At 63.3% G+C, this 14,374-nt stretch carries 13 protein-coding genes; 4 read left to right on the plus strand and 9 right to left on the minus strand.

The window, feature by feature from the left end; genetic code table 11:
• The first annotated feature begins 13 nt into the window (after positions 1-13).
• Complete coding sequence (yghU, locus tag A9D13_RS08925) at positions 14-844, plus strand: glutathione-dependent disulfide-bond oxidoreductase (protein ID WP_066773912.1); 831 nt, start codon at positions 14-16, stop codon at positions 842-844.
• Between the two features lie 112 nt (positions 845-956).
• Positions 957-2,282, plus strand: coding sequence for a GntP family permease (locus A9D13_RS08930; protein ID WP_066772630.1), 1,326 nt, complete (start codon positions 957-959; stop codon positions 2,280-2,282).
• A 7-nt stretch (positions 2,283-2,289) separates the two neighbouring features.
• Here A9D13_RS08930 and dcd read toward each other — a convergent pair whose 3' ends face one another.
• Positions 2,290-2,844 (minus strand): dCTP deaminase, encoded by a 555-nt coding sequence (gene dcd, locus A9D13_RS08935; RefSeq protein WP_066772631.1) that lies wholly within the window; start codon positions 2,842-2,844, stop codon positions 2,290-2,292.
• Between the two features lie 100 nt (positions 2,845-2,944).
• Entirely contained in the window at positions 2,945-3,427 is a 483-nt protein-coding gene (locus A9D13_RS08940) for a UPF0262 family protein (RefSeq protein WP_066773914.1), read from the minus strand.
• Between the two features lie 278 nt (positions 3,428-3,705).
• Here A9D13_RS08940 and A9D13_RS08945 point away from each other — a divergent pair, with 278 nt between their 5' ends.
• On the plus strand, positions 3,706-4,377 hold the full coding sequence (locus A9D13_RS08945) for a glutathione S-transferase family protein (RefSeq protein ID WP_066772633.1): 672 nt from the start codon (positions 3,706-3,708) through the stop codon (positions 4,375-4,377).
• Between the two features lie 21 nt (positions 4,378-4,398).
• Here A9D13_RS08945 and A9D13_RS08950 read toward each other — a convergent pair whose 3' ends face one another.
• The 4 genes from A9D13_RS08950 to A9D13_RS08965 all read right to left on the minus strand — a co-directional run bounded on the left by A9D13_RS08950 (position 4,399) and on the right by A9D13_RS08965 (position 8,364).
• Positions 4,399-5,346, minus strand: a complete 948-nt coding sequence (locus A9D13_RS08950; protein ID WP_066773916.1) for a complex I NDUFA9 subunit family protein — start codon at positions 5,344-5,346, stop codon at positions 4,399-4,401.
• A gap of 152 nt (positions 5,347-5,498) precedes the next feature.
• On the minus strand, positions 5,499-6,740 hold the full coding sequence (locus tag A9D13_RS08955; RefSeq protein WP_216635496.1) for a Gfo/Idh/MocA family protein: 1,242 nt from the start codon (positions 6,738-6,740) through the stop codon (positions 5,499-5,501).
• A gap of 122 nt (positions 6,741-6,862) precedes the next feature.
• Positions 6,863-7,357: a DUF2141 domain-containing protein gene (locus tag A9D13_RS08960; RefSeq protein ID WP_082922235.1), complete on the minus strand. Its 495-nt coding sequence runs from the start codon at positions 7,355-7,357 to the stop codon at positions 6,863-6,865.
• Between the two features lie 89 nt (positions 7,358-7,446).
• Positions 7,447-8,364, minus strand: a complete 918-nt coding sequence (locus tag A9D13_RS08965) for a LysR family transcriptional regulator (RefSeq protein WP_066772636.1) — start codon at positions 8,362-8,364, stop codon at positions 7,447-7,449.
• 190 nt (positions 8,365-8,554) lie between these two features.
• On the opposite strand from A9D13_RS08965, the gene A9D13_RS08970 reads away from it, so the two are divergent.
• A complete protein-coding gene (locus A9D13_RS08970) occupies positions 8,555-10,741 on the plus strand; it encodes a spermidine synthase (protein ID WP_172808135.1) in 2,187 nt (728 codons plus the stop codon).
• On the opposite strand, the gene A9D13_RS08975 is transcribed toward A9D13_RS08970, so the two are convergent.
• The 3 genes from A9D13_RS08975 to A9D13_RS08985 are packed head-to-tail and all read right to left on the minus strand — an operon-like array spanning position 10,716 to position 14,370.
• Complete coding sequence (locus tag A9D13_RS08975) at positions 10,716-11,942, minus strand: mechanosensitive ion channel family protein (RefSeq protein ID WP_066772638.1); 1,227 nt, start codon at positions 11,940-11,942, stop codon at positions 10,716-10,718. The genes A9D13_RS08970 and A9D13_RS08975 overlap by 26 nt on opposite strands.
• A gap of 50 nt (positions 11,943-11,992) precedes the next feature.
• Positions 11,993-13,885, minus strand: coding sequence for an acetyl/propionyl/methylcrotonyl-CoA carboxylase subunit alpha (locus A9D13_RS08980; RefSeq protein WP_066772640.1), 1,893 nt, complete (start codon positions 13,883-13,885; stop codon positions 11,993-11,995).
• Entirely contained in the window at positions 13,882-14,370 is a 489-nt protein-coding gene (locus A9D13_RS08985) for a hypothetical protein (protein ID WP_066772642.1), read from the minus strand. The genes A9D13_RS08980 and A9D13_RS08985 overlap by 4 nt, the downstream gene beginning before the upstream one ends.
• Positions 14,371-14,374: the final 4 nt, after the last annotated feature.

The raw sequence follows: 14,374 nt of genomic DNA on the forward strand, positions 1-14,374 counted from the left end.
GACCGGAGATTGCATGAGCGACAGCTACACCCCGCCCGCCGTATGGACGCAAGATGGCGAAAACGGGGGTCGCTTCGCCTCGATCAATCGCCCGACTGCGGGGGCCCGGACCGACCGCGAGCTGCCGGTGGGCGACCATCCCTTCCAGCTCCATTCGCTGGGCACACCCAATGGACAGAAGGTCACGATCCTTTTCGAAGAGCTGCTCGCCGCGGGCCACGCCGCCGAATATGACGCGTGGAAGATCGACATCATGGAGCAGGACCAGTTCACCAGCGGTTTCGTCGCTCTCAATCCCAATTCGAAGATCCCGGCACTGGAAGACCGCAGCGGAGCAGAGCCCTTCCGCGTGTTCGAATCGGGCGCGATCATGCTGCATCTGGCGGAAAAGTTCGGCGCATTCGTCCCGTCAGGCGGGCCAAAGCGCGCGGAGTGCCTGTCATGGCTGATGTGGCAGATGGGCACGGCCCCGCTCTTGGGCGGCGGTTTCGGCCATTTCTACGCCTATGCGCCCGAGAAATTCCGGTACCCCATCGACCGCTACACCATGGAGGTGAAGCGGCAGCTCGACGTGCTCGACCAGCATCTTGCCACGCGCGAGTTTGTGGCAGGCGATTATTCGATTGCCGACATGGCGATCTTTGCATGGCACGGCCAGCTTGCGCTGGGGCGCTTGTACGAGGCAGCCGAATTTCTGGACGTGGCAAGCTATGCCAACGTGGTCCGCTGGGCGAAGGCCATCGATTCGCGGCCTGCGGTAAAGCGCGGCCTGCGGGTCAATGCATCGGCCGATCGTACGCCCGGCGCCATTGCGGAAAGGCACAGCGCGGCCGACCTCGCCTAAAGGACAGCAGGCACGGGCGAAGCCGCCGCAACGCTTGTGCCCCCGCTCCTCTTCGCTAAACCGGCTGCAAAGCCGCGCCCTGACGCGGCCGACGGGTAGCGGAGTTTGCTGAATGATAGAATGGGTCGGGCTGGTCGGCGCGCTGGCGTTGCTGATCTGGATGACGGTGCGCGGGATCAATATCTTGATCGCCGGTCCCGTCGCCGCCTTTGTCGTCGCGATCACGGCGGGGCTTCCGCTGCTGCCGCCGCTGGCAGGCACGCTTGCCGACGGCGGACCCGCCCCCGACTTCGCGACCAGCTATATGGCGGGCTTTGCCGACTTTCTTTCCAGCTGGTTCCTGATGTTCCTTTTGGGTGCCATCTTTGGCGAGGTCATGGGCGCTTCGGGGGCCGCGGCGTCTGTCGCGCGGTTCATTACGCAAAAGCTGGGCAGCCGCTATGCGCTCGCCGCGACGATCGCGGCCTGCGCGGTGCTGACCTATGGCGGGGTCAGCGTCTTCATCGTGGCATTCTCGGTCTATGGCCTTGCCGTCGCGCTGTTTCGCGAAGCGAACCTGCCGCGCCGCTTCATCCCCGGCGCCTTTGCCTTTGGGTCGGTGACCTTCACCATGACCAGCGCGGGCAGCCCGGAAATCCAGAACCTCATCCCGATGCAATATCTGGGCACCACTGCCTATGCCGGCTGGCAGGTCAGCATTGTCGTCGCCCTCGCAATGGCAGCGCTGGGCTATGTGCTGATCGCGCGCATGGTGAAACGCGCCGTGCTGGCGGGCGAAGGGTTCGAGGCGCGCGAGAGCGACGACCGTTTCGAGATCGACGCGAAGCTGCCCTCCCCCGCATTGTCGATCCTGCCGCTGGTGGGCGTGCTGGGGGTCTTCCTCATCACGCAAGCACTGGGCAAATGGGCGCTGCTGGCGGCGCTGGGCACCGGGATCGTGCTGGCCTGCGCGGTAGGCTGGGCACAGCGCGGCGCATTGTCCGGCGCGTTCTCGCGCGGGGCTACCGGCGCGGTAGTGGCGATCACCAACACCTGCGCCGTCGTCGGTTTCGGCACGGTGGCGCAACTTTCCCCCGCCTTTGCCGAAGCATTGGCCGCGGTGCAGGCGCTGCCCGGCAGCCCGCTGATCGGCGCCGCCGTGGCGGTGACGGTGATCGCGGGCCTTACGGGCAGCGCCTCTGGCGGGCAGAGCATCGCCCTGCCGCTGATCGCGCCGCATTATCTGTCTCTGGGCGCCGATCCTGCCGAGATGCACCGCGTGGTCGCCATTGCATCGGGCGCAATGGATAGCCTGCCGCACAACGGCTATGTCGTCACCACCATTCGCGCGGTCTGCGGTGAAACGCACAAGAGCGCCTATGGCGCGGTGGCGGCCACCACCGTGCTGGTGCCGGTGCTGGGCACCATACTCGCGCTGGTGCTGTTCACCTTGTTCTAATGCGGCCCTAGAGCCGAGGCAGCGTGACGCCGCGTTGCCCCATATATTTGCCGGTGCGATCAGCATAGCTGACCTCGCAAGGCTCGTTCCCCTTCAGGAAGAGGAACTGGCACGCGCCTTCGTTCGCGTAGATCTTGGCAGGCAGCGGCGTGGTGTTCGAAAACTCCAGCGTCACATGGCCTTCCCAGCCCGGTTCCAGCGGGGTGACGTTCACGATGATGCCGCAGCGCGCATAGGTGCTCTTGCCAAGGCAGATGACCAGAACGTCGCGCGGTACGCGGAAATATTCCACCGTGCGGGCAAGAGCGAAGCTGTTGGGCGGGATCACGCAGACATCGGTCTGGCGGTCGACGAAGCTGTTGGCGGCGAAATCCTTGGGGTCCACCACGGCGCTGTCGACATTGGTGAAGATCTTGAATTCATCGGCGACGCGCGCGTCATAGCCGTATGAGGACAGGCCATAGGAAATGCAGCCATCGCGGCGCTGCGCCTCGACGAAGGGCTCGATCATGCCCGTTTCCTGCGCCTGCTGCCGGATCCACTTGTCCGAAAGAATCGACATTATTTCTTCCCGAATTGCCTTTGTCCGGTCCTGCCCAAGCGAAGCGGCGCGGGGCAAGGGTTTCAGGCGATAAGCTGTGGGAAGCTGTCCTGCCGAACAGTCACCCGCGAATGTGGAGGACGCAGATCAGCGTGAAGAGGCGGCGCGCGGTGGTAAAGTCGGTCTCTACCTTGCCTTCCAGCCGCTCCATCAGCAGCTCGGTCGCGCGGTTGTGGATGCCGCGCCGCGCCATGTCGATGGTTTCGATCTCGGCGGCGGTCGCCTTGCGGATGGCCTGGTAATAGCTGTCGCAGATGGCAAAATATTCGCGGATGGGGCGGCGAAACCGCGCAAGGCCGAGAATCAGCGTTTCGAGCGGCTTGTCCGCTTCATCGGCGATGCTGATGGAAAGCCGCCCGTCGATCACCGACAGTTCGAGCTTGTAGGGGCCGGTGTGCCCAGCCTCCCACGAACGCATCGGTTTGAAGGTATTTTCCTCGATCAGATCGAAGATCGCGACGCGCCGCTCCTGCTCAATATCGGGATTGCGCCACACGATGGTGGCTTCATCCAGCTTGATATCGATTATGCGCGGGTCGGACATCAGGGGCGGAGCCATCGCAAATGAACCGCCGGGGCACAAGCCGCAAAGAACTGCACCTTTGGTCTATCGCGTTTGCGCGATCCCCAAAAAGCTTTGAACAAGGCGACTATTATTGGTCAATCGTGTTGACGGGCGGGTCGCCGCTGCCCCATCCGAATTTACAGGGAATCACCCGTTTCACGCGGGAAACGCGCCCTGTTCGCCCAGCGGCGGACCTTGGACTTTGCAAAGATACCGGGCCCGAAACGCCAGAATCACAATAACGGGACAAAAGCCACATGTGGCGGCTGCATCATTTCGCACTCTGCCCCTTCAGCCGGAAACTGCGCCTTTTGATGAGCGAGAAGGGCGTGCCCTTCACGTTGGAAGAGGAAAACCCCTTCGCCATGCGCGAGGAATTCTTCCTCATCAATCCGACCGGCCGCACCCCTGCCCTCACCCATGAGGACAAGGACATCACATTGGCCGACAGCCGCGCGATCGCGGAATATTTCGACGAAACGGTCGAGAAGAACCCGATGATCAACGGCACGGCGGCAGGCCGCGCGGAAATCCGCCGACTGGTCGCATTGTTCGACGAAAATTTCTGGGGCGACGTCACCGCGCCCCTGCTGTCGGAGCGTTACGCCAAGCGCGTCGTCGCCCGCGCGGCACCCGATTCGCGGGCACTGCGCGATGCGATGCGGCTGGCGGACCAGCATCTCGACTATATTGACTATCTCGTCGACCATCGCCGCTGGCTGGCGGGCGCAACGATGAGCCTTGCCGATCTGACGGCAGCCGCGCAGATCTCCGTTGCCGATTACCTGGGCGGCATCGACTGGCGCGGGCACGAATCGGCGCGCGGATGGTATTCGGTGTTCAAAAGCCGGCCGAGCTTCCAGCCCTTATTGGCCGACCGCGTCGACGGCGTCGCGCCGCCGCGCCATTACAGCGACGTCAACGCCTGACGATCCTGCGGTAGAGCGCGTTCAGACCACGCGCTTGTCGCCGAAACGCCCGTGCTTGCGATAGCGGGTCATCCAGCGGTCGAGAAACAGGCTAAGCGGGCGCGGCGCAATGCCGAGCTTTGCGATGCCGGGCATGTCGTCGCTGGCGACATTGCCTGCGCTGAGCATCGCGTATTGATCGGAAGAAATCGGCGCGCCCGGCAGCATTCCGCTGATGCCTGCGATCATGCGCCCCACGCCATCGGGCAGCGCGATAAAGCTGCGCTTGCGATCCTCGGCCTCGGCGATGCGTTCGTTGATCTCCAGCATGGTCATGACCTCAGGCCCTGCGATCTCATAGGTCTTGCCGCCATGCTTGGCAGGATCGGCAAGGGCCGCGATCACCGCGTCGGCGGCATCGTCGACGAAAAGCGGCTGCAGCTTCGCCTGCGGCGCGAAGACGGGAATCGCCGGCAGGGCCGAAATCATCTGGCCGAACATGTTGAGGAAATTGTCATCCGATCCGAACAGGATCGAGGGGCGCAGCACGGTCGCTTTCGGAAACGCGGCCAGCACGGCCTGTTCGCCCAGCCCCTTGTATTTCTGGTAATCGATCGCGCTGTTCGCATCGGCCCCGATGGCCGAGATATGGACGAAAGCCGATACGCCCTTGTCGGCAGCGATCTGCGCGACCTGCCCGGCGCCCGCGCCCATTACCGCGTCAAGGTTACCCTCAAACGCGCCGACGAGATTGACGACTGCATCCGCGCCATCGATCACGGCAGCAAGCGATGCCTCGTTCCGGATGTCGCAGCGGGCGAACTGGATCTGGCCCAGATTGGCGAGCGGGCGCAGCGAATACGCCTCTTCGGGATGGCGCGAAGCGACGCGAAGACGCGCGCCCTGTTCCAGCAGTGCCTGCGCGACATGCTTGCCGAAGAAACCGCTGCCACCGACCAGCGTGACCAGCCTATTCTGCAAACCCGTCATCTCGTGCCTCTTGCTTTGGCGGCCAAACGGGCCACCCATCAATTCATCCCCTGCGCCTTAGGCCAAGGACGGCGATTCCTGCAACCGCGAAACGGACCGGAATCGCGCCATGGCGATCCGGTCCGCTGCCTTGTACCTCTCCCAAGGTGAAATCAGTCGTGAAGCGCGGGCTGCCGGGCCTTGTCAGCCCTTTCACCGGCATCGGGCGTGGCAACCGGCCTGCCTTCGCGGGCGCTGCGATAGATTGCCTCCATCAACACATGGTCGCGCACGCCCATCTCTCCGGGCGTGGCGGGGGTGACGCCAGACTGGACGCATTGCGCCATGTGGTCGATCTCGGCTGCGAACTGGTTGGCCGGAGAAATCGCAATCTGCGCTTTCTGGTCGGTATCGCCCGCCTTGCTCGCCACCCAAAGATCCTGCCCGCGATAGCTGTAGGCGTTAGGCATATCCACGCTGGCTTCGGCAAAGTTAAGGCGCTGGTATTTATCGTCGCGCGCGCCATAGCTGGTAAAGCAATTGGCGATCGTGCCCGAGGGAAATTTGAGGCGAAAGGACACCGTCTCCTCGACCTCGGCATATTTGGGGTCGCCGGGCGGGGAATAGATGTCGGCGCTGACTTCCACCGGAATTTCCCCCGCCAGATAGATCGCGGTGTTGAGGCAATAGAGCCCGATATCGGGGAGCGAACCGCCGCCGGCCAGATCGCCGTCATGGCGCCATTGCTGCGGCCCGTTCTGGTTCACGGTCTGGACGTTGTTGGCGGTGATGCCGACAAGACGGCCATAGGTGCCATCGGCGACAAAACGGCGCGCCTCCACGTTATGGGGCTGGAAATGGATGCGATAGGCGATCATCAGCGTCACGCCCGCATCATCGCAGGCATCGACCATCACCTGTGCATCGGCGGCATTGGTCGCCATCGGCTTTTCGCACAATACATGCTTTCCCGCCTTCGCCGAGCGGATCACATATTCGCGGTGCATGCCGTTGGGGAGCACGATGTAAATGACGTCGACATCGGGATTGTCCGCGATCTCTTCAAAGCGGTCATAGGTGTAGAGACTGCCCTCAACCACGCCATATTGCGCGCCAACCGCGGCTAGCTTTTCGCGCGATCCCGATACCAGCGCAGCGATGCGCGCGTGGCTGCATTCGGCAAAGGCGGGCAGGATCTCGTTGATCGACAGGCGACCCAGCCCGACGATGGCAAAACCGGTCCGTTTGGCGGGCGGCTGTGGGGCCGGGGTCGGCCCGTCCTGCGGATCGGCAGGGCCGCGCCATGGCGGAAAGACGACGCGCCCGTCCTCGACCGAGCCGGTATCGACATGGGACGGCGCGGCATAATCGGGATCGTAGGCGGTGCCGGCAAGCGGCGCTTTTTCGTCTTTCATCAGATCTTCCATAATCGGGAAAACGCGCCACGCCCGCGGTGCCGGACGTGGCGCGAGGATTGGAGGGCGGCCACCGGGGGAAAATCAAAGAGGCAGCCGCCGCCCCAACGCAGAATTGCCTATCAGTCGTAGCTGAGCATCACGGTGGCCGAACCGCCCATGTCGGTCACTTCGAACATGGCGGGCATCCACGCGGGCTTGCCGCTCTGCTCGTCACCCGAAAGGCCCCAGGCCTCGGTCGGGCCCTTGCTGCCCAGCTCGATTTCGCCGTCGCCGTTCTCGTCATGGACTACGGCCGCGACATAGCTGCCCGGCGTCACGTCGTCGAAAGTCGCGGTTACGGTGCCCGAAGTCGCATCGACCTTGGTCTTGTAGTCACCCGCTGCCTTCAGGAAATTGCCTTCGCCCTGAAGCGCAACGAAAAGCTTGCCACCGCCGGGCTGCACGCCTTCGATCGTGACGGTCACGGGCATGGCGCCCGCAGGCTCGGTCATGGCGGTGGTTTCCATCGAGGAATCCATCATCGCGTCATCGGTGGCGGCAGTGTCGGTCTCGGCCGAGCAGCCGGCAAGCGCGAGTGCGGCACCAGTGGTGGCGATAGCGGCAATCTTTAGCATCACAGTCTCCTTTTGGATGTACCTGATACCAATGATGCAAACGCGATCGGGTTTATTGCGGAATATGAAACAGTGTATTCTGGGTCGTGTCACAAGCGTGCGAAGCGGCCTTCGAGCTGCTGCAAGCGCTCGTCGAGGAAATCGATGAAGGCGCGCACCCGCGACGGCAGACCTCGGCGTTCGGGATAGATCAGGAACATGTCCGCATCCTCACGCGAATAGTCGCGCAGGCATTCGACGAGTTGCCCGCCTTCCAGAAACTGCTCAACGTCCCAGAGCGACTTGAGCGCGATCCCCGCGCCATCCAGGGCCCATTGCTCGACCACTTCGCCGCTGTTGCTGGAAAGGGCTACGGGAATGCGGAAACTCTCCATCCTGCCATCGACCTCGAACATCCAGCGGTCGATGGGTTCATTGTCGCGACAGATGACGATGCCGTCGTGCCGCTCAAGGTCTGCCGGATTCTTGGGTTCGCCATGATGCTGGAAATAGGAAGGCGATGCGCAGATCGCGCGGCGCGCGCGCAGCACGCGGCGCGTCACGAAATCACCTTCGCGCGGCAGGCCGACGCGAAGCGCGAGATCGGCGCCCGTCGCCATCAGGTCGTTGCTCTGGTCAGTCAGGGTCAGGCGGATGCTGACTTCGGGATAAAGCTTGCGGAACTCTGCGCAGATCGGCGCGATCTGGCGGCGGCCGAAACTGATCGGCGCAGACAGACGCAATTCGCCGCGCGGCTCGACCGAAGCGCCGACTTCCGCATCGGCCGCATCGAGGCGGCCAAGAATGTCGCGGCAACGCTCGAGATAGGTTTCGCCCTCTGGCGTGACGAATACGGTGCGGGTCGACCGGGTCAGCAGGCGTACGCCCAGCCGCTCCTCCAGCGCGGCGATGGTGCGGGTCACGACCGATGGCGAACTATTGAGATCGCGGGCGGCATCGACGAAGCTGCACCGCTCGGCCACGGCGACGAAGATGCGCAGTTCGTTGAGGGGTGTGCGCGGTTTCATGACTGCGCTGCGGTTAGTTCAATCATCTGCGACCATGATGACGGCATCGCCAATGCCGGACAATTATCCCAAAGGGCAGGATAATTCCGCCCCTCCCGGCTAGCTGCGGCTTGCCGGTTGCACCTGCGCCGCGATGGCCTAAGCATGGCGGCAAAGCCCCATCGCCAGCGGACGCCCGACTTTTCTTCCCATGCCCACGATGCCGCCACGCCAGCCCCTGTTCGTGCTGACCATTCTGGTCGGCAGCTTCCTGCTGTTCCTGGTGCAGCCGATGATCGCGCGCTTTGCCCTGCCCATGGTGGGCGGTGCGCCGAATGTCTGGAACAGCGCGATGTTGGTGTTCCAGCTGCTTCTACTGGGCGGCTATCTCTATAGCCACGCGTTGTCGCGCCTTCCCGTGCGGCGGCAGGTTCCCGTCCATCTCGCCCTGCTGGCGCTGGCCGCGCTGACGCTTCCCATCGACCTGTTCGACCTGCCCGCCGCGGCATCGGGCTGGGAAGTGCTTTGGGTTCCGGCGCTGTTCGTCCTTTCCATCGGCCCGGTATTCTTCATGCTGGCGTCGCAGGCATCGCTGATGCAGCGCTGGTACGCAGCCTCTGGCGATGCGGGCGATCCCTATGTGCTGTATGGCGCGTCCAATCTGGGCAGCTTTGCCGGGCTGATCGCTTATCCGCTCCTGCTTGAACCGACCATGGCGCTGGGCGCGCAGAGCCTGTTGTGGAGCGCGGGCTTTGCGCTGCTGTTCGTGCTGGTGGTGCTGGCTGGATGGTCGCGCAGGCAGGCTGCGGCTAATGCGCCAGCCGCCGAAGAGGAGGATTTCAGCGAACGCGTGCCGCCAGCAGTAACGCGCCGGCTGATCGCATTATGGACGGTGCTGGCTGCGGTGCCATCAGGGCTGATGCTGTCGACGACGACGCTGCTCACCACCGACATCATGGCCGCGCCTTTGCTATGGGTGATCCCGCTTGGTCTCTATCTCCTAAGCTATACCGTCGCCTTCAGTGAGGATGGCACACTGGCGCGCCATCTCACCCGGATCGCGCCGATCACCTTGCTCTTCGTCGGCGGCTTTGCGCTCTCGCCCACGGGCGATGCCAGCTTTGGCATCGCGCTGGCCATGGTGGCGCTATTGTTCCTGATCGCGGTTTCGCTGCACCACCGCCTGTTCGAACTGCGGCCCGATCCGGCGCATCTCACGCTGTTCTACCTGATGATCGCATTGGGCGGGGCGCTGGGCGGGGTCTTCGCCGCACTGATCGCACCTGTCATATTCGACTGGATCTACGAACACGCAATTTTGCTGGTCGTCGCGGCCTTTCTGCTGCCGATGGAGGAGATCCCCGTCATCGGCCAGTATCTGAAACGCGGCCTGCTGGGACGGACGATCTCTATCGTTCTGCTGATGCTGGGCGCTTTGCTGGCGTGGAGGCTGGCGCTGGCGTCGGGCGCTGCCATGAACACGCAGATCGCCGGGATGATGGGGCTGCTCGCCTGCCTTGGCATCGTGGTGATGGGCTCGCGCATGCTTTATGTCGCAGTACTGGCGATGATCATGATCGGCCATGTCGGCTATACCACGATCCGCTCCTCGCTCGACGGAGAACGCGCGCGCAGCTATTTTGGCGCTTATTCCATTGCCGAAACGCAGGGCGGCAAGGTGCGCTATCTCACCCATGGCACCACCATGCATGGCCAGCAGTTCACCGACCCTGCCATGCGCGATGAACCGACCAGCTATTACGGACGCACATCGGGCGTGGGGATCGCCATAAGCCAGGCCGCGCCCGATGCGCGCATCGGGGTGGTCGGCCTCGGCGTCGGCACATTGGCCTGCTATCGCCAGCCGGATCAGCACTGGAGCTTTTTCGAGATCGACCGGCAGGTGGCGGAATTCTCGGCGGAGGAGCGGTTCACCTTCCTGTCGGATTGCACGCCCGATGCACGCATCGTGATCGGCGATGCGCGGCTGCGGCTGGCCGAGGAGCCGGGAGGCACGTTCGACCTTCTCGCCATCGATGCGTTTTCATCGGATGCGATTCCGATCCACCTCCTCACGCAGGAGGCCTTTGCCGTCTATGGCGATGCGCTCAGTGAAAATGGCCTGCTGCTGGTCCATGTCTCGAACCGCTATTTCGACCTTGCGCCCATGGTGTCCGCGCTGGCGCGGCAGGGCGGGTGGAAAGGCGCGATGCGCATGGATACCGAGGATCTTGCCCCCGGCACCGTCCCATCGCTGTGGATCGCGCTGACCCGCAGTGATGACAGCTACAACCGGCTGATCGCATCCAGCACCGTCGACTGGGGCCGCCTTCCCCCGCCTGCGGACCGGGCGTGGAGCGACGACAATGCCTCTATCCTGCCGCTGATCCGCTGGTGACCGGCTGGCCCACCGCCCGCATGTCGAGCCCGCTGGGCTGCTGATAGAGGGCGAGGCCGAATTCGGGCAGGATCGCGATCAGATGGTCGAAGATATCGGCCTGGATCCGCTCATACTCGTTCCAGTCGGTCGTATCGGTGAAGCAGTAGATTTCGAGCGGCAGGCCTTCAGGCTCCGGCTCCAGCTGGCGGACCAGCATGGTCATGTCTTCGCGCACATGCGGATGCGCCTTCAGATAGGCGGCGACATAGGCGCGGAAGGTGCCGATATTGGTCAGGCGGCGCGCATTGACCGGGTTCTCGCCGGGGCTCTTCTCATTCCATTCGGCCAGTTCGGCACGCTTGGCATCGAGGTAATCGCCCAGCAGGCGGAAGCGGCGGACCTTTTCGTCCTCCGCGTCCGACAGGAAGCCGATGGCGCTCTGGTCGATATGGATGGCGCGCTTGATCCGGCGGCCGCCCGCCTCCTTCATCCCGCGCCAGTTGCGATAGCTTTCGGTGATGAGCTTGTAGGTCGGGATGGTGGTGATCGTCTTGTCGAAGTTCTGCACCTTCACTGTGTGCAGCGCGATGTCGATGACATCGCCATCCGCGCTCATCGAAGGCATCTCGATCCAGTCGCCCACGCGCAGCATGTCGTTCGACGACAATTGCACCGATGCCACCAGCGACAGGATCGTGTCCTTGAACACCAACAGCAGCACGGCCGCCATCGCGCCGAGGCCCGATAGCAGCAAGAGCGGCGATCGCTCCATCAAGGTCGCGATCGCAAGTATGGCCGCGCCGCAATAGATGACGATCTTCAGGACCTGAACGTAGCCCTTGATCGGCCGGTTCTTCGCCTCGGGCCGGCGGGCGTAAACCTCGTTCACATAATTCAGCGCCCCGCTAATGGCGAAGGCGATGAACACCACGATCAGCGCATCGCACACGTTCTGCACGACCAGCACGACCTTTGGCGGCAGGTTGGGCACCAGATTGATGCCATTGCCGACGATCATCGCGGGCACGACATTGGCAAGCCGCGCCGCCGCCTTGTCCGCGGTCAGGCTGCGCGTGTCGAGGAACGGCGCGGCGAGCCGCAGCAGCACATGCTTGATGAGGAAATTGACGATGGCCGCGACCAGCGCCAGCGCGATCAGCCCGATGGCCGACTGCGCCCACAGGGGCTGCTCGAAGAAGAGGGTCTGCAGTTCGTTCATGACGGCGGGCGGATGCCGCAAATGTCAGGCTGGTTCAACCCATGGGCGGGTTACTCGCCCTCGTCAGCCTCGATCCGGGCGAGCATGGCCTCCACCTCGACCTGCCCGCCGGCGCTGGCAGCCAGATCGCGCACCGTGCCCGCGAAGGGCGCGGTCAGCGCGTGCTCCATCTTCATGGCTTCGAGGACCATCAGGCGCTGGCCTTCGGTGACGGTGTCGCCTTCGGACACGTCCAACGCGATGACTTTGCCCGGCATGGGGGCGAGGATTGCGCCGTCGGCGGCGGAAACGGCACCTGCTCCATGAGGCGGTGCGAGCGAGAAAACATAGCTTTGGCCGCGTTGAGTGACGATGACTGAGTCGCCATCGAGGTCGCTAGCCAATTTTTGCGCCGGTGCATTAAGGGAAACGGAAAATTTTTCCCCGCCAGCGTAAATCACATGCCGTGGTCGCGCGGCTGAATTCAGTCTGAAACCGTAAAGGCCCTCTTCAAATCGCCGATCACTCCATCCATACCTATCGAGGGTCTCCTCCTTGATCCGCCAACCTGCGGCATCAAGGACTCGCTGTGAGGGAGCCGGAATCGAAGTCAGATGCTCGTCACTCCGACCGATCAGGCCTGTATCGAGTTCGGCATTCTTGAATTCCGGCAGATCCACGCAGGCATAGAGGAAAGCCTTGTTGGTTGTGATGGGCATTATGAAACTGTTGTCCAGCCACCTCAAAAGATCGTCGATGGCGCAGTCTCGATCCTTAGAATGACAAATTACCTTCGCGATCATCGGATCGTAAAACGGCGAGACGTTATCACCTTCCTCAACAGCAGATTCCAATCGGGCGCGATAATCAAAAACCAGCGTTTCCACGCGCCCCGGACTGGGAAGGAAACCTTTCGCTGGGTCCTCCGCATATAGCCGCGCCTCGATCGCATGGCCGTTGATCGACAATTCGTCCTGTTTCAGCGGAACCGCCTCACCGCTCGCCACGCGCAGCTGCCATTCGACGAGATCGACGCCGGTGATCTCTTCGGTCACCGGGTGTTCGACCTGCAGGCGGGTGTTCATCTCCATGAAGAAAATGCGGTCGGCGCGCAGGCCTTCGGACGCATCGGCGATGAATTCGATGGTGCCCGCGCCTTCATAATCCACCGCCTTGGCCGCGCGGACGGCGGCGGCGCAGATCGCTTCGCGCGTGTCCGGGTCCATGCCGGGCGCGGGGGCTTCCTCGATCACCTTCTGGTGGCGGCGCTGCAATGAGCAATCGCGCTCGAAAAGATGGACGACATTGCCGTGGCTATCGCCAAACACCTGCACCTCGATATGGCGGGGCGAGGTGATCCATTTTTCGAGCAGCACGTCGTCGTTGGAAAAGCTCGCCTTCGCCTCGCGGCGGCAGCTTTCCAGCGCGGCAGCGAAATCGGATGCAGCATCGACCTTGCGCATCCCCTTGCCGCCGCCGCCCGCGACCGCCTTGATCAGTACCGGATAGCCGATCTTATCAGCCTCTGCGGAAAGCCGTTCGACCGACTGGTCCTCGCCCTCGTAACCGGGCGTCACCGGCACGCCCGCTTCCCGCATCAGCTTTTTCGCAGCATCCTTCAGCCCCATCGCCTCGATGCTGGACGGTTTCGGCCCGACCCAGATCAGCCCGGCATCTATCACCGCCTGCGCAAAGCCTGCGTTTTCCGACAGGAAGCCATAGCCGGGATGGATCGCCTCCGCCCCGGTCGCACTGGCCGCCGCGATGATCTTGTCGCCCACCAGATAGCTTTCGGCGGCGGGCGACGGGCCGATATGCACCGCCTCGTCCGCTTGCCGCACATGCAGCGCCTTCGCATCGGCGTCCGAATAGACGGCGACGGTCGCAATGCCCATGGCGCGGGCGGTGCGGATGATGCGGCAGGCAATCTCGCCCCGATTGGCGATAAGGAGTTTCTTGATCACTCGGGGTTCTCCGGCGCGCCCAGATCGGCGCAGCTTTCCAGCGGCTCGACGGTGTAGGTCATGTTGGTCACGCGCCACGTGCCCTCGGTGCGCGAGAGCGAGAGGGAATCGATGCCGCAATGCGTCTTTTCGCCATTCATCCAGAACGCGTAAGGTGCCCAGACATGCGCCATGTCGCCATGCTGCAGCACGGTGGGAATGCCCATGCGCTCTTGCAGTTTCGCGCCCGATGCCTCGGTCTTGTCGGTCAGGATGGTGTTGGGGCGGATGATCAGCTTCGGGTTTTCGGGATCCATCTCGTTATGGATGAAGATCACGCCTTCGGGCGCGACGAATTCCGCAAGCTCCTCGCCGGTCGCGCCCAGCCGGTCAAACAAGGCGTTGACCGTGGCGAGGATCGCGGTGCGGTCATCGCCTTCGGTCGGCGGAGGCACGGCGGCGGCGCTGGAGGCAAGGGCAGCGGAAAGAGTGAAGGTCAGCATCATGGGG

The sequence above is a fragment of the Croceicoccus mobilis genome (assembly GCF_001661965.1).
Lineage (GTDB): Bacteria > Pseudomonadota > Alphaproteobacteria > Sphingomonadales > Sphingomonadaceae > Croceicoccus > Croceicoccus mobilis.